Below are 19461 nucleotides of genomic sequence, written 5' to 3'. Positions count from 1 at the left end.
ACGTCTGATTTCCGGGGATGACACATTGCAACAGAGCCGCCGGCCTCCCGCAAGGCAGAACCCGAGTCACTCGTCCCCCAGGGCACCACGCAGCGGCAGCGGGCAGCCAAGGGTCCAGGCCACCGCCCGCAGCAGCTCGGCCTCCTGCGGGACGATCCGGCCATCCTGCTCCACGCAGCAGACCATCGCGGCCAGCAGCGCCGCCCGCTCGGCCTGGACCAGCCTCACCAGGCGCTCCATGGCCCAATCCAGCTCTGCCGCCGTGGGCGGCTCAAGCACCAGATCCAGCTCGACGCCGAGCGCCCGACCCGCCTGATCGAGGGACTCGCGCTGCTCATCCAGAGTCGTCTGACCGGCGCGGGCCAGGGTGGAGAGCAGCAGCGACAGCGGCCCCGCGAGGTCACGCAGGTGCCGGTCTCGCCGCGCCCGACGCTCGCCCTCGATGCCCACCAGCACCAGCCGGTGCAGCGACCATTGCAGGGCACCCGGCACGGTTTCGGCGGCCATCAGGCCAGCCAGGCACTGGCGGAAGCGGGCGAACTGGGCCGCGGAGAGCTGGCGCAGCTGCGGCAGACTCAGCTCGATCAGCGGTAGACGATCCCCAGGCGCCAGGGTCGCCAGGGGCTCGGCGAGGGCGTCGAGTTCGCTCAGCACCTCGGGCAGCGCCTGGTTGGCCAGCACGCGCCGCTGGGCATCACGGCTGACCGGCTCCACCCCCATCAGGATGCCGTAGACCAGGGCCCGGGCGGCGAAAGGCTCATGGGCGGCGTCGATCAACCGCGCGTCGATACTGGCCAGCCGGCGGCGAGCCGCGGACAGGGCCGCGGGGTCGGGCTGGCCGACGCTGGCCACCACCGCGCCGGCGATGGCGGCCCCGGCCAGGGCACCCCCGACCTCAGCGCCCATGCCTCCACTCACCCCCCCCCCGAGAATGGCGCCGCGGGGCGAGGAGGACGCAGCCTCCTGTGTCGTCGCGGCCTTCGGGGTGGGGGCGAAGGGCTCGGGCAGGCTCCCGTCCCAGCGCGGCAGCACGCGACGGATGCGCGCCTCCAGGGGCGGATGAGTGGCGGTGAGTCCACTCAGGTGGCGCACGCCGCTGCCGAAGTAGAGGTGGCTGAACTCCGAAGCCTGGGACGCCATCAGCCGCGAACCCAGACGATAGGCGGCCAGGGTCTGCAGGGCCCCGCCGATGCCCTCGGGGTTGCGGGTGTACTGCACGGCGCTGGCATCGGCGAGGAACTCCCGCTGGCGACTCACCGCCGCCTTGATCAGGTTGCCGCACAGGGTCCCGGCATAGCCCACCAGCATCAGCGCCGCCCCGCCGGCCATCAGCCCCACCTGGGCACCGCCGCCGCGGCGCGACGAGCGTCCGCGTCCCGTCATCGCGGCCCCGCGCAGCAACAGCTGGCCGATCAGGCCGATCACCAGGATGCCATGGAGCAGCGCCACCAGCCGCAGGTTCAGGCGCATGTCGCCGTGCAGGATATGGCTGAACTCGTGGGCGATGACGCCCTGCAGCTGGTCGCGATCGAGGTGCTCGATGGCGCCCCGGGTCACCCCGATGGCGGCGTCGTGGGAATCATGTCCAGCGGCGAAGGCGTTGATGGCGGCATCCTCGAGCAGGTAGACCGCCGGCACCGGCATGCCCGAGGCAATGGCCATCTCCTCCACCAGGTTGAGCAACTTGCGCTCGTCGGCGTCCCGGGTCTCCGGGTTGAGCGGACGGCCACCCAGCGCCTCCGCCACCGCCGACCCGCCGGCGCGCAGCTGCAGGTGACGCATCACCGCACCGCCCACCACCACGGCCAGCACCCCCAGCGTCACCCAGACGAACAGCTCGGGCTCAAGGGCCCGTGCCAGCGGGTCCGGGCCACCCAGCTGTCCGTCCATCAGCACCACGGCCAGCGCCACCAGCACGCTGGCCGCCACGATCAGGCCGAGCACGGCGAGCAGCAGCAGCACGACGAGGCGCCCGGTCTGACGCCGGGCACGATCCTGGGCGGTGAAGAAATCCATGAGTTTCCTCCGCTCAGAAGCTGACGCGTGGCGCGGCCTGGATCTCGGCGCTGTCCTCGAACTCCAGCAGCGCGGCGTCCTGCTTGTGGCCGAAGGAGGGCGCCAGGACGACCGGCGGGAAACTCTGCTTGTAGGTGTTGTACTGCATCACGGCGTCGTTGAAGGCCTGCCGGGCGAAGGCGACGCGGTTCTCGGTGCTGGTCAGGGTCTCGGAGAGCTGTTGCATGTTTTCCGAGGCCTTGAGATCCGGATAGGCCTCCATCACCACGTTGAGCCTGCCAAGCGCCGACCCCAGCGCACCCTCGGCCCCGGCGAGCTGGGCCATGGCGCCCGGCTCGCCGGGATGGGCCGCCGCATTCTGCAGCCCGGCCAGGGCGCCGTTGCGCGCTTCAGTCACCGCCTGCAGGGTCTCACGCTCGTGGCTCATGTAGGCGCGGGCGGTCTCCACCAGGTTGGGAATCAGGTCGTAGCGGCGCTTGAGCTGCACCTCGATCTGGGCGAAGGCGTTCTGGTAGCGGTTCTTCAACGCCACCAGGCGGTTGAAGATGGAGACCGCGTAGACCACCAGCAGGCCCAGCACCACCACCGGAAGGATTGTCGAGAGTTCCATGCGCATCTCCTCTTTCGGCCCGGGCCGGATGCCGGGGCCATGCCATCGGTCGGTGCCATTTCTCCAGCAACCTCTTTACACTCTATCCCGAGCCACTTTTCTGTGACAGGGACCGTTGATGATCGATGCCGCCTATATCCTCGCCGCTTTCATCGGTGGCCTTGCTGCCATGGCGGTAAGACTCCCGCCACTGGTGGGTTTTCTGGCGGGCGGGTTTGCGTTGAACTGGCTCGGCTACACCCTGACCCCGACCCTGTCGACCATTGCCGACATCGGCGTGACGCTGCTGCTGTTCACCATCGGTCTCAAGCTCAACATTCGCATGCTGCTGCGAACCGAGGTCTGGGGAAGCGCCTCGCTGCACATGATAGGTTCCAGCCTGCTGTTCTTCCTGATTCTCGGGCTGCTCAAGTGGCTGGGCCTCTCCCTGCTCGATGAGGCCGGCTGGCGGGTCCTGCTGCTGCTGGGCTTTGCGCTCTCCTTCTCCAGCACCGTGTTCGTGGTCAAGGTGCTCGACAAGCGCAGCGAGACACAGTCGGCCTATGGCCGCCTGGCCATCGGGCTGCTGATCATGCAGGACGTGTTCGCCGTGGTGTTCATCACCGCCTCCACCGGCGAGCTCCCCAGCCCCTGGGCGTTCATGCTGCTGCTGCTGATTCCCCTGGCGCCGATGCTCTACCATCTGCTGGACCGGCTGGGTCACGGCGAGATGCAGATGCTGTTCGGCATGCTGCTGGCACTGGTGCTCGGCTACGGCCTGTTCGAACTGGTCGGCATCAAGGGGGACCTCGGCGCCCTGATCGTCGGCCTGCTGCTGTCGCCCCATCCGGCGGCCCAGGCACTCTCCCGGTCGATGTTCAACCTCAAGGAGCTGCTGCTGGTGGGCTTCTTCCTCAGCATCGGCTTCACCAGCGTCCCCGACTGGCAGATGGCCAGCCTCGCCCTGCTGCTGGTCGTCCTGCTGCCCCTCAAGAGCCTGCTCTACCAGTGGGTCTTCATGCGCTTCCCGATGCGCCACCGCACGTCCCTGCTGGCCACGCTGACGCTGACCAACTACTCCGAATTCGGCCTGATCGTCGGGGCCCTGGCGGTCTCCACCGGCTGGCTCGCCCCGGAATGGCTGGTAGTACTGTCGCTGGCCGTGGCGCTGAGCTTCGCCTTTTCAGCCGCGCTCAATGCGGTGAGCGAGGGCCTCTACCGTCACCTGGAGTCAAGGCTGCCCGCACCACGGCGTGGCGACATGCCCTCCGGCGAGCGCCCCATCGAACTGGGCGATGCCGAGGCCGTGGTTCTGGGCATGGGGCGCATCGGCCGCAGCGTCTACAAGCGACTGGGTAAAGAGTACGGGCTCAGGGTGCTGGGCATCGACAACAACCCCAGAACCGTCAAGGAACTGGGGGAGCGCGGCATGAACCTGCTGGAAGGGGATGCCGTGGATTCCGACTTCTGGGACAAGATGCTGATGTCACCTGACGTCCGCATGGTGATATTGGCCATGCCGCACCATGCCGGTAACCTGTTCGCCCTGCAGCAGCTGCGCAACCGCCAGTTCAAGGGCAGGATCACCGCCGTGGTCGAATACCCGGAGGAGATCGAACCCATCCGCGAGCTGGGGGCCCATGCGGTCTTCCATGTCTATGACGAGGCCGGGCGTGCCCTGGCCGACAGCGCCGCTGAGGCGGCCGGCGTCGGCTCCATGGCGCGCCAGATGGGCTGACGGGGAAGAGAGGTATCGTCATCCCGCGACGGCGACGAGCGTGATAGGCTGATGGCGCAGGCGACAGCCAAGCCGCGGAAAGTATGACTGCCTGCCAGAGGGAGCCGGCCTTGCCGAGTCAAGTAAAGGACCTTGTACACGCCCTGCTGCATGCGCTGCGCAACCTGATGCCGATCATCATCGTGGTGGTGGGCTTCCAGGCCCTGCTGCTGCGCGAGTGGCCCGAGGGCGGCCTGGGCATGGCGATCGGCCTGGGCATCGTCGCGGTGGGGGTGGCACTGTTCCTGCAGGGGCTCGAGCTGAGCATCTTCCCAGTGGGCAAGCGGCTCGCCAACCAGTTCGCGAGGCGAGGCTCCATGCCGCTGCTGATGGCCTTCGGCTTCGCCATCGGTTTCTCGGCGGTGGTGGCGGAACCGGCGCTGATCGCCGTGGCCGAGCAGGCCTACGAGATCAGCGAGGGACGCATCGACGCCCTCACCCTGCGGCTGATCGTGGCCGGCTCCGTGGGCCTGGTGATGGCGCTGGGAGTGTTCCGCGTGATCCTCGGCCACCCCCTCCACTGGTACATGATCGTCGGCTACGTGACGGTGGTGCTGGTGACCTTCTTCGCCCCCGAGGAGATCGTCGGCCTGGCCTACGATTCCGGCGGGGTCACCACCAATATCGTCACCGTGCCGCTGATCGCCGCCCTGGGCATCGGCCTGGCCTCCTCCATTCGCGGCCGCAACCCGCTGCTCGACGGCTTCGGCCTGGTGGCGCTGGCGGTGATGGTGCCGATGATCAGCGTGCAGCTCTACGGCATCCTGGTCTACGCCGATCCGGGCGAGGTGGCCAACGGTGCGGCCCTGGTGGCCGCCGGCACCGATACCGAGGCGCCCTCCGGGCCGGTCACCATGATTCTCGACCTGTTCGGCATGCTGCGCGACGTGCTGCCCATCCTTCTGGTGATCCTGTTCTTCCAGTTCGCAGTGATCCGCCGTCCGCTGGCCAGCCCGCTCAAGGTGGGCGTGGGCTTCGCTCTGGTGATCATCGGCCTCTACGCCTTCGTGGTGGGCCTGAAGCTGGGGCTCTTCCCCATCGGCCAGCGCATGGCCGAGCAGCTGATCGGCTTCGACACCTGGCTGTGGGTCTACCTGTTCGCCTTCGCCATCGGCTTCGCCACCACCATGGCCGAGCCGGCGCTGATCGCCGTGGGCCAGCAGGCCGAGGAGGCCGCCGCCGGCAAGATCCAGGGCAACGCGATCCGGATCCTGGTGGCCGTCGGCGTGGCCATCGGCATCACCATCGGCGTCCACCGCATCATCAGCGGCGACTCCATCCACTACTACATCATCGGCGGCTACGTCCTGGTGATCGCCCTGACCGCCGTGGCACCGCGCTACATCGTGGCCCTGGCCTTCGATCTCGGCGGGGTGACCACGTCCGAGGTGACGGTGCCGCTGGTGACCGCGCTGGGCATCGGCCTGGCCAGCCAGATCGACGGGCGCAACATGCTGATCGACGGCTTCGGGCTGATCGCCTTCGCCTCGATCTTCCCTATCGTGACCGTGATGAGCTATGCCATCCTGATGGAGCGGGTGGCGCACTGGAGAGAGAAGCAACCATGAAGTTTTCCCTGCTGGTGGCCATCGTGCCCGAGGAGCTGGAACAGCAGTGCATCGACGCCGCCACCACGGCCGGCGCCGTGGGCATGACGCTGATGTCCGGCCGCGGCATCGGCGGCGAGCGCAAGAAGACCTTCTTCGGGCTGACCTTCGAGGGCAGCCAGAGCATCATGCTGCTGACCCTGGAGAAGGGGCTGTCGCTCAAGGTGCTCAAGGCGGTTCGCCAGGTCCTCAACCCCAGCGGCGAGGATTCCAAGGGCCTGGTGATGACCCTGCCCGTGGAGCACCTGGGCGGCATCGACATGGCGCAGGTCAAGCGCTTCGAGGAACGGCTCAGGCACGACGGCTGAGCGCCACCCACTGACGGAGAGAGACGATGCTGGTCAAGGACATCATGATGCGCGACGTGGTGACGGTCTCGCCCTTCGCCACCCTGCGCGACGCCCTGGCGCTGATGAAGCAGCACGGCCTCAAGTGCCTGGTGGTGGAGCAGCAGGACCCCCACGACGCCTGGGGGCTGATCACCTACACCAATATCCTCAAGACGATCGTCGCCGAGAACGGCGACATCGACCTGATCAACGTCTATGACGTCTGCGCCAAGCCGGCCATCGGCGTCGGCGAGTCGCTGGACGTGCGCCACGTGGCGCGCCTGATGACCGACAGCATCGTCAAGCGCGTGCTGGTGCTGGACGACAATCGCCTGGTCGGCCTGGTGACCATGGACGATATCGTGGGTACCGTTCTCGACCTTATCGAGTGACACACGGGACCCACTGACATGGAAGAGTTCTTTACCTGGATCGGCAGCACCCTGGGCGAGGTCATCCGCTTCATCGTTGACCTGCTGACCGGCTTCTTCGCCAATATCGGCAATGCCGGCCGTGGCTTCCTGGACGGCCTCTCGGGGGCGCTGGGCATCTCGCCGTCGCTGATCAGCCTGGTGGTACTGGTGATCGGGCTGTGGCTGCTGTGGAAGGGCTTCCGGGCGCTGATGCGCCGGGCCATCGTCGCCACCCTGATCTGGCTGCTGCTGGGGGTTATGGTGCTGAGCTGGCTCATTTACTGATTGGGCGGAGGCTTTGCTGCTGCACTCGATATCCTGGCCGCCGGCGGTGCTCGGAATCCTCATGTAGCGAGCTACACTCCGGTTCCTGCGCTCCGGCGGCGACCAGCCTCTCATCGCTCGCGACGCAAATCACTCTCGCCCAATAACCCTCACATCACGCGAGAGCCTTCTCGACCACTTCGAAGACATTCGGCGAGAGATCCTCGGCGCGGATACGCTCGAGCTCGGCCTTCATCAGCGCCTGGCGCTGCTCGTCGAAGCGCGCCCAGCGGGTCAGCGGCGTGATCAGCCGCGCAGCGATCTCCGGGTTGAGCCGGTTGAGCTCGATCACCACGTCGGCCAGCAGGTGGTAGCCCGCGCCGTCGATGCGGTGGAAGTTGACCCGGTTCTGAGCGGCGAAGGTCCCGATCAGCGCACGCACCTTGTTGGGGTTCTTCAACGAGAAGGCCGGGTGCGCCATCAGGAACCTGACACGGTCGAGCACATCGGGCTGCGGGCGGGTGACCTGAATGCTGAACCACTGGTCCATCACCAGCGGGTCGTGGGCCCACTTCTCGCCGAAGGCCTTGAGCGCCGGCTCACTGAGGTCGTCACGGCGGCTGTGACTGAGCAGGGTCAGGGCGTGGCGCACGTCGGTCATGTTGTGGTCAGCCTCGAACTGCTCGCGAGCCAGCGCGACTCCCTCCTCGTCCTCGATGGCCAGGAGGTACGAAAGCGCCACGTTCTTCAGGCTGCGCCGGGCGATCTGCTCCGGGGTCGGCGCATAGGGTTCGTCGCGATGATTGCCGCGATAGACCCGCAGGAAGTCGTCACGCAGTGCCGTGGCCAGGCCCTGCTTGACGAAGGTGCGCGCCGCATGGATGGCATCCACGTCCACCAGCGGCTGCTGCTCGGCGATATAGGCCTCGGAGGGCAGGGTCAGCATCTCGGCCAGCACGGCCCTGTCGTCGGTCTCGGCCGCCAGCAGGCCGCGGAAGGCCTCCACCACCCGAGAGTCCATCACCTTCTCCACGCCGTTGCGATGGGCGGCGATCAGGTCGTCCAGGGCCAGCATGGCCAGGCGCTGACCGGCGTCCCAGCGGTTGAAGCCGTCGGAATCGTTGGCCAGCAGGAAGGCCAGGTCCTCTCGGCCGTAGGGGAAGCGCAGCTTCACCGGCGCCGAGAAGCCGCGCAGCAGCGAGGGTACCGGTGCCTCGGAGACGTCGGTGAACAGGAACTCCTGCTCGGCCTCGCGCAGTTCGAGCACCGTATCGGAGCCCAGGGTTTTGCCCTCCAGGGTCAGCGGCAGGTCGCGGCCGCTCTTGGTGCCCACCAGGCCCAGGCGAATCGGGATATGCAGCGACTGCTTGTCCGGCTGCCCCGGGGTGGCCGGGGTTCGCTGACGCAGCATCAGGCGGTATTCGCCCCGAGCGTAGTCATACTCACCGAAGGCATCGATCTCCGGGGTACCGGCCTGGGAGTACCAGCGCATGAACTGGGTCAGGTCGAGGCCGGAGGCCTCGGCCATGCAGTCCACGAAGTCCTCGATGGTCACCGCCTGGCCGTCGAAGCGCGCGAAGTAGAGATCGCTGCCTCGGCGGAAGGCCTCCTCTCCGACCAGATTGGCCAGCATGCGCACCACCTCGGCGCCCTTCTCGTAGATGGTCAGGGTGTAGAAGTTGCCGATCTCGATGTAGTGATCGGGTCGCACCGGGTGGGCCGTGGGGCCGGCATCCTCGGCGAACTGGGCGGTGCGGAAGACGGAGACGTCCTCGATGCGCTTGACCGCCGGCGAATTGGTGTCGGCGGAGAAGCACTGGTCGCGGAATACCGTGAAGCCCTCCTTCAGGGAGAGCTGGAACCAGTCGCGGCAGGTGACGCGGTTGCCGGACCAGTTGTGGAAGTACTCATGGGCGACGATGCTCTCGACCCGCTGGAAGGCGGCATCGGTGGCGGTGTGGGGGTGGGTCAGCACCGCCGCCGAGTTGAAGATGTTGAGCCCCTTGTTCTCCATGGCGCCCATGTTGAAGTCGTTGACTGCAACGATCATGAACAGGTCCAGGTCATATTCGCGGCCGTAGGCCTGTTCGTCCCATGTCATGGCGCGCTTGAGCGATGCCATGGCGTGCTCGGTCTTGCCGAGGTTCTCCTCCTCCACCCAGATCTGCAGGGTCACCTCGCGACCGCTAGCGGTGGTGAAGGCATCCTCGACCTTCTCGAGGTCGCCGGCCACCAGGGCGAACAGGTAGCTGGGCTTGGGGTGCGGGTCTTCCCAGGTAACGAAGTGGCGGCCACCCGGCAGCGTGCCGCGTTCCACCGGGTTGCCGTTGGAGAGCAATACCGGCTCGCGCTCGGCGTCGCCGATCACCGTGGTGGTGAAGGTGGCCATGACGTCGGGGCGATCCGGGTAGAAGGTGATACGACGGAAGCCCTCGGCCTCGCACTGGGTGCAGTACATGCTGCCCGAGCGGTAGAGGCCCTCCAGGGCGGTATTCGCCTCGGGAGCGATCTCCACCTCGGTATCGAGCCTGAAGCGCTCCGGCACCCGGTGGACGATCAGCCCGCCATCGCCCGCCGCATATTCGTCTGCTTCGAGCGGCTGGCCATCCAGGGCAATGGCCTTGAGGGCCAATCCCTCGCCGTGGAGTTCCAACGGCTCGCCGGCTGCGCGCTCGGGGTGGCGCTCCAGATGCAGGCAGGCCTTCACTCGCGTGGCGGCCGGGTCCAGGTCGAAGGTCAACTCGGTGCGGGTGACGCGGTAGGCGGGAGAACGATAGTCGCTGAGATGGGTCGCCTGGGGGTCGGACATTCGGGATGCTCCTGTCGGAAATGACCAACATTGTACGGCGCCCGCCCTCCCAACCTCAAAGCGGGCTCACTGACTGACCAGAACCGGGGCGATATGGGCCCCGAGGCCGCTCAGTCGCGGAAGTTGTCGAACTGCAGGGGCAGGTCGGGGCCACCCTCGCCGCGCAGCAGCGCCATCACCGCCTGCAGGTCGTCGCGCTTCTTGCCGGTGACGCGCACCTTGTCGCCCTGGATCTGCGCCTGGACCTTGAACTTGGCGTCCTTGATGCGCTTGACGATCTCCTTGGCCTCCTTCTGATCGAGGCCCTGCTTGAGGATCACCTCCTGGCGGGCGCGAACGCCGGAGAGCACCGGGTCCTGGACGTCCATGCAGCGGGCGTCGATGCCACGCGCGATCAGCTTTCCGCGCAGCACGTCGAGCATCTGCTTGAGCTGGAAGTCCACCTCCGCCTCCAGCGAGACCGTCTCACCGCTGAGTTCGAAGCTGGCGGTGACCCCCTTGAAGTCGAAGCGGGACTGGACCTCGCGGTTGGCCTGATCCACGGCATTGCTGGCCTCGTGGCCGTCGAATTCGGAAACGATATCGAAGGAGGGCATGGCGGCTCCTGAAGGACGTGTGAAAGAAGATGATGCAAAACGTCGGGATTCTATCAGTCCGCGACGCTCTCCGCGCCTGCCGGAAGCGTCTCGAGGTCCTTGGTCATCTGCCAGCCGGCGCAGCCGTCCTCGTAATACTCCGGCAGCCAGCGCTCCAGGCGAAAGCCCATGCGTCGGTAGAGCTTCAAGGCGACCCGGTTGTCGGCACGGACCTCGAGACCCAGCCGAGCGCTGCTTCGGGCCCGCGCCTCTCCCTCCAGGCACTCGAGCAGCTGACGCCCCAGGCCGCCGCCGCGGGCGTCGGGATGCACGCAGAAGGAGTAGAGCCGTGACCGGCGGCTGCCATGGCGAAACAGCAGGGTGCCGTAGCCCAGCAGGCGGGCCGGCGAGAGGTCCTCGGCCTCCCGCTCGACCACCCAGGTGACGGCGTGGGCACGATTGAGCAGGTGCCAGAGCTGGCGGCGGCTGAAGCGGTCGCCGGCAAAGGCACTCTGCTCCAGGCGGTAGAGGGCATCCAGGTCATGGGAGGTGGCCGGACGCAGTCGGGTGGTCATGGGGGGCTCCTGAGTCGAAGCGATGATTTTGCGCAGCGCGGCAGCGGCTGTCAGCGGGCGGGAACATGAAATCTTTTCACTGTGCCGGCTGATCAGTGACGGCTTCTACGGCGTCGACCTCAAGCAGGCCGGTGAGCGGGTGGTGGTGATCGAGGTCAACGACAACCCCAACGTGGACGCCGGCATCGAGGATGCGGTGCTCGGCCGTGCCCTCTATGAGCGCATCATGGCGGTGTTCCTGGCGCGCATGGAGGCCCGGGTGCGCCAGGGGTGCTGACGCGAACCGCCGGCTCGCGTATGCTGTCGACTTTCCTCGACAAGCCTTGTACAGAAACGGAGCCCCGATGAACGATCGCGACACCCGCCACCAGCAGGCGATGCAGAAACTCAAGGCCCACGTCGACGGCAAGGTCGCCGCCGCCACCGAGCAGCGCGGCCTGCTGCTGGTCTTCACCGGCAACGGCAAGGGCAAGACCACCGCCGCCTGGGGCACCGTGACCCGGGCGCTGGGCTACGGCTACCGGGTCGGGGTGGTGCAGTTCATCAAGGGCATGTGGGAGTGCGGCGAGCGCGAGCGGCTGGTCGAGGACCCCAACCTGGAAGTGGCCATCATGGCCACCGGCTTCACCTGGGACACCCAGAACCGCGAGGCCGATACCGCCGCCTGCCGGAAGGTGTGGGTGGAGGCCGAGCGCATGCTCGCCGACCCCGAGGTCTACCTGGTGGTGCTGGACGAGCTGACCTACATGCTCAAGTTCGGCTACCTGGATATCGAGACGGTGAAGCGCGCCATCGAGAACCGCCCGCCGGAGCAGACGGTGATCATCACCGGGCGCAACGCCCACCGCGAGCTCACCGCCATGGCCGACACCGTCACCGAGATGCAGGAGGTACGCCACGCCTTCAACGCGGGGGTGCAGGCACGCCGCGGCATCGACTACTGAGCCTATCGAAAAATCAACATAATCAATAATATAGCAAACAGCCGGCGGCTCCCGTCGCCAGCCGGCAACACCGTAACCCCCTGATCGTCAAGCTTTCTTCCCATCCACGCTCGTTCTGTTGCCGCCTGGCGACGGAACGCGCGTGGCCGTCCCGCGACGCCGCCCGACCACGCCCTCCAACGCCTTGATCTGCAAGGCCCTCCATGACCTGGCCCGATTGTTGCTAAAGGGCCTCACCGCATGCCCAAGAAGACCGGGCCCCTCTCGCACCGCCGTTTGCCACCGCCTGGCGAAGGCTAAGGCGACATGCATGGGGAGGCCCATCAGCAAGGAGCAACGACGACCATGAGGATCACCATCTTCGGTTCCGGTTATGTGGGACTCGTGACCGGCGCCTGCCTGGCAGACGTCGGCCACGATGTCATCTGCGTCGACGTGGACGCCGACAAGGTCGCGAGACTGAACGACGGCCAGGTGCCGATCTATGAACCCGGCCTCGAGAGCCTGCTCCGCCAGAACCAGGCCGCCGGCCGCCTGCGCTTCACCACCGATGCCGCCGAGGGCGTGGCCTTCGGTCTGCTGCAGTTCATCGCCGTGGGGACCCCCTCCGACGAGGACGGCAGCGCCGACCTGCGCCACGTGCTCAAGGTCGCCGAGACCATCGGCCATCACATGACCGACTACCGGATCATCGTCGACAAGTCGACGGTGCCGGTAGGCACCGCCAACAGGGTGGAGCGGGTGATCGCCGCCGAGCTCGACCGCCGCGGCGTGCAACTGCCCTTCGACGTCTGCTCCAACCCGGAATTCCTCAAGGAGGGCGCGGCCATCGAGGACTTCTCGCGGGGCGCTCGCATCGTGATCGGCACCGAATCGGAGCGGGTCAGGAGCGCCATGCGCGAATGCTACGGCCCCTACAACCGCCAGAAGGACAAGCTGATATTCATGTCGGTGCGCAGTGCCGAGCTGACCAAGTACGCGGCCAACGCCATGCTCGCCACCAAGATCAGTTTCATCAACGAGATCGCCAACCTGGCCGAACGCCTGGGCGCCGACATCGAGGAGGTACGCCACGGCATCGGCTCGGACCCGCGCATCGGCTATCACTTCATCTACCCCGGCTGCGGCTACGGCGGTTCCTGCTTCCCCAAGGACGTCAAGGCCCTGGCCCATACCGCCGAGGCGGCCGGCTATCCCGCCGAGATGATCGGCGCGGTGGAGCGGGTCAACGCCCGCCAGAAGGGCCGACTGTTCGAGAAGGTGTGCGAGGCCTTCGACGGCCAGCTGGCCGGCAAGACCATCGCCCTGTGGGGGCTGGCCTTCAAGCCCAATACCGACGACATGCGCGAGGCGCCGAGCCGCGCGCTGATGGAGGCGCTGTGGGAGGCCGGTGCCCGGGTCCAGGCCTTCGACCCCGAGGCCGCCGAGGAGTGTCGCCGGCTCTACGGCGAGCGCGACGATCTCGCACTCTGCGCACGCCGCGACGAGGCCCTGGAGGGCGCCCATGCGCTGGTGATCTGCACCGAGTGGAAGGCCTTTCGCACCGTCGACTTCGCCCGCCTGCGCGACACCCTGCGCGAGCCGGTGGTGGTCGACGGCCGCAACCTCTTCCTTCCCGAGAACGTCAAGGCCGCCGGGCTCGCCTACTACGCCATCGGGCGGGGTGACTCCGTGCGGCCCGTCGTGGCCTGAGGCAGCGTGATGTCGAAACCACCCGTCGATCGCTCCGTCGCCAGCCGCGTGACGGAACTCACCGCCCTGGTGCTGATCCTGGCCGCCCTGGTGGTGATCATCGTCGAGCTGCCCTCGGAGGTGTTCAGCCCCGAGTCGAAGAGCTTCTTCTTCGCCATCGGGGCCGTGGGCGCCTGGCGCTACAGCTGGTGGCTGGTCCAGGCCGTGCGCTCGGTGTGGTACAACCGCCGCATCTTCCCGCGCCTGCGCGCCGAGGCGGACGCGGCGGCCGAGCTCTCCCGGCCGCCTGAGCTCTACGTGCTCTGCACCTCCTACCGCATCGAGGGGGAGGTGAACTTCCGGGTCTACGATGCCCTGGTGCGCGAGCTGGTCGACTACGGGGTGCCCAGCGTGCTGTTCGCCTCGATCTCGGACCGCACCGATGTCGACGTGATCACCCACGTGCTGGACGACCACGGCTGGCCCGACAACGTCGAGGTCCGCTACATGTTCCAGAAGGGTGACGGCAAGCGCTCGGCCATGGCCGAGGTGCTGCGGGCGATCTCCCGTCGCCTGCCCGCCCCGGGCGCCCTGCTGGTCTCCATGGATGGCGACATCCGCCTGGAGCCCGGCACCCTCGAGCGTTCGCTGTCGTTCTTCCAGGCCGACCCGGGGCTCGGCGCCCTGACCACCAACAACAGCGCCATCGTCACCGGGGGCGACGCCACCCGCGAGTGGTACGACCTGCGCTATGCCCAGCGCCACCTGGTGATGAGCTCGCTGTCGGTCTCCCGGCGGCTGCTGGTGCTCACCGGCCGCTACAGCGCCTTCCGCGCCGACCTGGCGGTGCAGCCGGACTTCATCGACCTGGTCGAGAACGACCAGGTGGAGCACTGGCGCTTCGGCCGCTTCAAGTTCCTCTCCGGGGACGACAAGTCGACCTGGTTCTGGCTGCTGAAGCACGGCTGGCGGATGCGCTACATCCCCGACGTCTATGTCTCGGGCTACGAGGAGCTGCCCGACCGTCGGCGTTTCTTCGCCTCCACCACCGACCTGATGCGCCGCTGGTACGGCAACATGCTGCGCACCAGCAACCGCGCCATCGCCCTCGGCCCCCGCCCCATGGGGATGTTCGCCTGGTGGAGCCTGGTCGACCAGCGGCTCTCCATGTGGACCACCCTGATCGGCCCCACGGTGGCGATCCTGGTGTCACTGTTCGTACGCCCCTCCTTCCTGTTCGCCTACCTGCTGTGGATCCTTTTCACCCGCGGGATCGCCACCCTGATCCTGGCCTGGCAGCGGGGGCGCTACAGCCTGCTGTGGATCCCGCTGATCTACTACAACCAGGTGTGGGGGGCGATCCTCAAGACCTACGTGAGTTTCCGCTTCAACCGCCAGAAGTGGTCGCGCCAGGGGATCTCCGCCGGCGAGCCCGACGACCCGGTCGCCATACGCCGCCAGCGCCGCATGGGCCACGTGCTGCACGGCTTCGCCTACGGTGCGCTGCTCTTCGTGCTGATCCTCGCCACCGGGGTGCTTAAGCCCCCCGACCGGATGTCGCTGGCCATCGCCCGGGACCAGGGCAACGGCGCCAGCGAGCCTGCCGAGAACGCCAATCGCTGGCTCGCCCAGGTGGCCACGACCGTGCCCGAGGGCGGCAGCGTGCGACTGCCCGAGGGCCAGCTGCGGGTCAACGAGGCCCTGCTCGACCGCCTGGCCCAGAAGCCCGTACGCGCCGCGCGCATCGACGGCGCCGAGGGGCTGCTCTCGAGCACCCTCTCCCTGACTCCCGGGGTCGCCGAGCACATCACGGGGCCGGAGGGAGAGCCCCTGGCCGACACCACCCGCTGCACCCCCGATGCGGGCTGCACCCTGACCCTGGACCAGCAGCGCCTGACCCTCGTCAACGTAAGCCTCAGGGTCGAGCCCGACCCCGTCATGGACGCCGTGAAGACGGCCGGCCCCTGAGCAAGGAGAACCAACGGATGGCTGACCATCATTCCGATCCGCGAGATCCGGATCGACACGAACCGACCCTCGGCGGTGTGCCCGGTGGCACCCGGGAGCACGAGCGCCAGGCCCGCGGCGACCGGATCCAGCATGAGCGCCGCGACGAGCGCCGCCATATCCGCGTCTCCCCGCCCTTCCGGGTAAGGCTGGCGGACGGCCGCACCCTGGCTGGGGTCGATGTCTCCCTGGGCGGCTTCGCGCTGCACAGCGAGCACCCCTTCCAGCCCGGCGAACCGCTCTCGGCCTCGCTGCTGATGACGGCCGGCGCCACCGAGCTGATCATCCCGGTGCAGGCCGGCTGCCGCCGCGTCACCCCGGACCGTGACGGCCGCGGCTACACGGCAGGCTTCGAGATCACCGACATCGAGCCGCCCCACCGCGAGCTGCTGCGCCAGGTGATCCGCAGCTGCCTGAGCGGGCGCACCGCCAGCATCGAGGCGCTGATGGCCGGCGAGGACCCCCAGACGCCGCGCCAGCGCCAGGCCGGGGTGAGCCAGCCGCTGCCCGCCTCGCGTCCGCGTCACCGCGGGCGTCGCTACGTGCTGCTGTTCGCCGCCATCGGCCTGCTGGCGCTGGTGGTGGCCGCCACCGCCTACCGCAACTTCATGATGATCGAGCCGAGCTTCGCCGCCGTGACCGCGCCGCGCATCGACATCCGGGCCCCGGGGCCCGGCATCCTGGGGGCTCACGAGCTCCAGGCCGGCGACCGCGTCGAGCGGGATGCGCGCCTGACCCGGGTCGAGAACAGCGACCTGGAGTCGGACCTGATCCTGGCCGATGCCGCCCAGCGCTACAACGACCGGCTGATCGAGAACCTCCAGGAGCACCTCGACGCCGGCAGCCAGGAGGTCAGCCTGGCCAACTCCGCCCAGCCGGCCAGCGGCGACACCCTCTCCTTCGAGTCGGTCTCGCCGGAGATCGCCCGGGCGCGCATCGAGCAGTTCGAGACCGCCCGCGACTACGAGAGCTCGCGGATCACCGCCCTGCAGGCGCGCCAGGCCAGCAACGACATCTACAGCCCCTGCGACTGCCTGGTGGCCTGGGCGCTCTCCAGTGCCGACGGCACCTACATCAACGAGGGCGAGCGGATCATGACGCTGATCCGCACCGGCGAGGACGACGTGATGGTCGAGGCGCTGGTGCACATGAACGACATCGAGCGTATCGAGCCCAACCAGACCGCCTACCTCTCGCTGCCCGACGCCTCGGGGCCGATCCGTGCCCGGGTACGCAACGTCGCCCTGGACGTGGAGCGCCAGCCGCGGGCCGGTTTCCCCAGTTGGGTCCGCCAGCAGCAGAACGTCGCCAGCGTGCTGCTGGTCCCCGAACGCGACCTGCCCGCCCAGAGTGTCGGCCAGCCGGTGGACGTGCGCTTCACCGAGGCGCCGCTACTGGGCGCCACCGCCGAGTGGGTCTGGCAGGGCGCCCGCGCCGTGATCCAGTTCGGCGACCGCATCTATCGCGCCGCCATGCAGGAAGACGACGCCTGACAGCATGCACCCCCCTCCCGCGGCCGCCGGACGGTCGCGGGCGCACTCCCGAGGAGGCCCCATGTCACAGCACCCGATTCTCCTTCCCTCCGGCCCCCTGCGCCCCGCCATCGGCCTCGCCCTGGCGGGGGCCATGGCGGCCCTCGCCCCCGGCGCCGTGCTGGCCGACGGCGATGCCGAGGCCCGGCCGTCCCTCCCCCGGGTCGAGGCCTGCTCGAGCCGCTACGTCGAGGTCGATGCCCCGCGCCCCGGCGCCGCCGCCGGGGGCCACGAGGCGATCCGCAAGGGCTTCGCCACCCATCGCCACTGGGGCACCGAGGAGAACGTCCAGCGCCTGGGCGCCGACCAGACCGGCCTCGGCGAGCCCGGGCTGCGGGTCCACTACCCCGCGGGCAGCTCGTCGCCCGGCGAGGAGCCCCGGGGCGGTGCCGGCTTCTACACCGAACCGGCGGCGCTGGCCGGCGCCGAGCGCGCCTGCCTGAGCTACCAGGTGCGCTTCGCCGAGGGCTTCGACTTCGTCAAGGGCGGCAAGCTGCCCGGCCTCTACGGCGGCGAGGCCCCCAGCGGCGGCGAGGCGGTGGACGGCGAAAGCGGCTTCTCCATGCGCCTGATGTGGCGCGAGGACGGCGAAGGCGAGCTCTACCCCTATGTGGTCGACCGCGAGGGCGAGTCGCTGGGCCGCGGTGCCTGGCGCTTCCCCACCGGACGCTGGGTGACCGTGGAGCAGGAACTGGTGCTCAACGACCCGGGCGAGGCCAATGGCATGGCACGGGTGTGGATCGACGGCCAGCCGGTGCTCGAGCAGGACGACCTGGTCTTTCGTACCACCCCCGAGCTGACCATCGACGGCCTGATGTTCTCGACCTTCTTCGGCGGCACCGGTGGAGAGTGGCGAACGCCCCGCGACCAGCACGTGGACTTCGCCGCCTTCCGCCTGCATGCCCCGACGCCATGACCCTCCACCCTCACGTTTCACGGAACGCCCCCATGACCTTGTGTAAGCCCCTGCGCAAGCCCTTTTACGAGCCCCTGCCCGAGGCCCGACGCCCCGCCCCGAGCCGATACCTGAGCCGCCTGACCCTGTCGCTGCTGCTGGCCGGCTTCGCCGGCGGCGCCGGGGCCGAGGAGCTGCTCGGCCGCGAGGAGCGCGAGGCCCTGGACCTCTCGGCCTATCGCGTCACCGACCCGGACGCCGGCTACTTCGACGTGGCCGAGCGCATGGCCGAGCTCGAGTCCACCGACAACGCCATCCTGCTGCAGGAGCTCGACGAGTTCTCCCGCGGCCCGAGCTGCGAGCAGCTGCTGGCCTACGAGCCCATCACCACCCGGGTGCGCATCCCGGGGTACTACCCCAATCCGGAGGAGTGGGAGCTCGCCTCCGAGCCGCTGTTCCGCTTCGAGGACAGCGTCTCGATGCTGGCCGGCGCCTTCATCGCCAGCGGCGACAGCTACTATGCCGACTGCCTGGTGCGCTACCTGGATCACTGGGCCGAGGCCGAGGCGCTCACCGACTTCCACTACGACTCCACCCAGCCCCAGGCCTGGTTCGCCACCGAGTCGATGCTGTTCGCCGCCGGCATGGCCTATGCCACGGTACGCCCCTTCGTGGAGGGCCTGGAGGAGGAGCGGGAGCGCCTGGAGGCGTGGCTGAACGGGCTCGCCCACCAGCATGCCAACATCCCCGGCGAGCCCGAGAACAGCTGCTGCAACAACCACTTCTACCGTCGTGCCCTCTATGGCAGCATCATCGGCGTGATCACCGAGGACGACGAGCTGTTCCGCTTCGGGGTCAGTGCCATCCACTCGGCACTGCACGACATGACCGAGGAGGGGGCCCTGCCCCTCGAGGTGAACCGCGGGCGCCGCGCCACCCACTACCAGAACTATGCCCTGCTCTACCTGGTGACCAACATGCAGGTGATCGCCCGCCAGGGATACGAGGAGATCTTCGACCTGGAGGTCGACGGCAACACCCTCCATGACGGCGTCGACTTCCTGTTCAGGATTCTCGAGGACCCGGCCGCGTTGGGCGACTTCGCCCCCCTCGAGCAGTACACCGGTTTCCTCAAGGACCCCCAGTACTTCACCTGGATGGAGATCTACCAGGCCCGCTTCGACGACTCGCGGGTCGCCGACTTCGTGCATCGGGTCCGGCCGCTCTACAACCGCAGTGCCGGCGGGTACATGACCCTCTACCTCATGCCACCCGATGCCCAGACGCATATCTTCCAGGACGACGAGCAGCGCCAGACCGAGGCCTTCCGGGGTCTCGGCGAGTCGTGACGCCCGCCCTCCTTCCGCCGACGTCGAGGACCTTCCCATGACCCGGATCCGAACTCCCCTCTCCACGCCCTCGAGACTCACGGCCTCCCTGGCCCTGCTGGCCCTGCTG

The 19461-nt window shown here is 68.2% G+C and carries 16 protein-coding genes and 1 pseudogene; 12 read left to right on the top strand and 5 right to left on the bottom strand.

Annotated elements, in window-relative coordinates:
* Positions 1-66: 66 nt before the first annotated feature.
* Positions 67-2016, bottom strand: coding sequence for a M48 family metallopeptidase (locus IBX53_RS03890; RefSeq protein WP_290905622.1), 1950 nt, complete (start codon positions 2014-2016; stop codon positions 67-69).
* A gap of 13 nt (positions 2017-2029) precedes the next feature.
* A complete protein-coding gene (locus IBX53_RS03885; protein ID WP_290905619.1) occupies positions 2030-2626 on the bottom strand; it encodes a LemA family protein in 597 nt (198 codons plus the stop codon).
* Positions 2627-2744: 118 nt separating this feature from the next.
* Between IBX53_RS03885 and IBX53_RS03880 the strand changes: the two genes are divergently transcribed.
* The 5 genes from IBX53_RS03880 (at position 2745) to IBX53_RS03855 (ending at position 7016) form a co-directional block, all read left to right on the top strand.
* Positions 2745-4343, top strand: a complete 1599-nt coding sequence (locus tag IBX53_RS03880) for a cation:proton antiporter family protein (protein ID WP_290905616.1) — start codon at positions 2745-2747, stop codon at positions 4341-4343.
* Between the two features lie 110 nt (positions 4344-4453).
* Positions 4454-5950 (top strand): DUF1538 domain-containing protein, encoded by a 1497-nt coding sequence (locus IBX53_RS16235; protein ID WP_367171538.1) that lies wholly within the window; start codon positions 4454-4456, stop codon positions 5948-5950.
* Positions 5947-6297, top strand: a complete 351-nt coding sequence (locus IBX53_RS03865) for a transcriptional regulator (protein ID WP_290905614.1) — start codon at positions 5947-5949, stop codon at positions 6295-6297. The genes IBX53_RS16235 and IBX53_RS03865 overlap by 4 nt, the downstream gene beginning before the upstream one ends.
* 26 nt (positions 6298-6323) lie before the next feature.
* Positions 6324-6710: a CBS domain-containing protein gene (locus IBX53_RS03860; protein ID WP_290905611.1), complete on the top strand. Its 387-nt coding sequence runs from the start codon at positions 6324-6326 to the stop codon at positions 6708-6710.
* 18 nt (positions 6711-6728) lie between these two features.
* Entirely contained in the window at positions 6729-7016 is a 288-nt protein-coding gene (locus IBX53_RS03855; protein ID WP_290905608.1) for a hypothetical protein, read from the top strand.
* A 154-nt stretch (positions 7017-7170) separates the two neighbouring features.
* Here IBX53_RS03855 and pepN read toward each other — a convergent pair whose 3' ends face one another.
* From pepN to IBX53_RS03840, 3 genes are all read right to left on the bottom strand, one after another.
* Positions 7171-9804 (bottom strand): aminopeptidase N, encoded by a 2634-nt coding sequence (pepN, locus tag IBX53_RS03850; RefSeq protein ID WP_290905604.1) that lies wholly within the window; start codon positions 9802-9804, stop codon positions 7171-7173.
* Between the two features lie 110 nt (positions 9805-9914).
* Positions 9915-10400 carry a YajQ family cyclic di-GMP-binding protein gene (locus IBX53_RS03845; protein WP_290905599.1) on the bottom strand — a complete coding sequence of 162 codons (486 nt, stop codon included), beginning with the start codon at positions 10398-10400 and terminating at the stop codon, positions 9915-9917.
* Positions 10401-10453: 53 nt separating this feature from the next.
* Positions 10454-10954: a GNAT family N-acetyltransferase gene (locus IBX53_RS03840; protein WP_290905596.1), complete on the bottom strand. Its 501-nt coding sequence runs from the start codon at positions 10952-10954 to the stop codon at positions 10454-10456.
* An 85-nt stretch (positions 10955-11039) separates the two neighbouring features.
* On the opposite strand from IBX53_RS03840, the pseudogene IBX53_RS03835 reads away from it, so the two are divergent.
* The 7 genes and pseudogenes from IBX53_RS03835 to IBX53_RS03805 all read left to right on the top strand — a co-directional run.
* Positions 11040-11231 (top strand): annotated as a pseudogene (locus tag IBX53_RS03835) (RimK family alpha-L-glutamate ligase); the annotation flags it as partial.
* A gap of 67 nt (positions 11232-11298) precedes the next feature.
* Positions 11299-11898 (top strand): cob(I)yrinic acid a,c-diamide adenosyltransferase, encoded by a 600-nt coding sequence (cobO, locus tag IBX53_RS03830; protein ID WP_290905593.1) that lies wholly within the window; start codon positions 11299-11301, stop codon positions 11896-11898.
* A 345-nt stretch (positions 11899-12243) separates the two neighbouring features.
* On the top strand, positions 12244-13590 hold the full coding sequence (locus tag IBX53_RS03825; RefSeq protein WP_290905590.1) for a UDP-glucose/GDP-mannose dehydrogenase family protein: 1347 nt from the start codon (positions 12244-12246) through the stop codon (positions 13588-13590).
* A gap of 9 nt (positions 13591-13599) precedes the next feature.
* Positions 13600-15537, top strand: a complete 1938-nt coding sequence (locus tag IBX53_RS03820) for a glycosyltransferase (RefSeq protein WP_290905587.1) — start codon at positions 13600-13602, stop codon at positions 15535-15537.
* A 17-nt stretch (positions 15538-15554) separates the two neighbouring features.
* Entirely contained in the window at positions 15555-17069 is a 1515-nt protein-coding gene (locus IBX53_RS03815; protein WP_290905585.1) for a PilZ domain-containing protein, read from the top strand.
* Between the two features lie 61 nt (positions 17070-17130).
* On the top strand, positions 17131-18024 hold the full coding sequence (locus IBX53_RS03810; RefSeq protein WP_290905582.1) for a polysaccharide lyase: 894 nt from the start codon (positions 17131-17133) through the stop codon (positions 18022-18024).
* A gap of 32 nt (positions 18025-18056) precedes the next feature.
* Positions 18057-19352, top strand: coding sequence for an alginate lyase family protein (locus IBX53_RS03805; protein ID WP_290905578.1), 1296 nt, complete (start codon positions 18057-18059; stop codon positions 19350-19352).
* Positions 19353-19461: the final 109 nt, after the last annotated feature.

The sequence above is a fragment of the Halomonas sp. genome, from assembly GCF_014859505.1.
Classification (GTDB): domain Bacteria; phylum Pseudomonadota; class Gammaproteobacteria; order Pseudomonadales; family Halomonadaceae; genus Halomonas.
The sequence above is the reverse complement of the archived record's forward strand: the minus strand, read 5'-3'. Positions and strand labels throughout refer to the sequence as shown.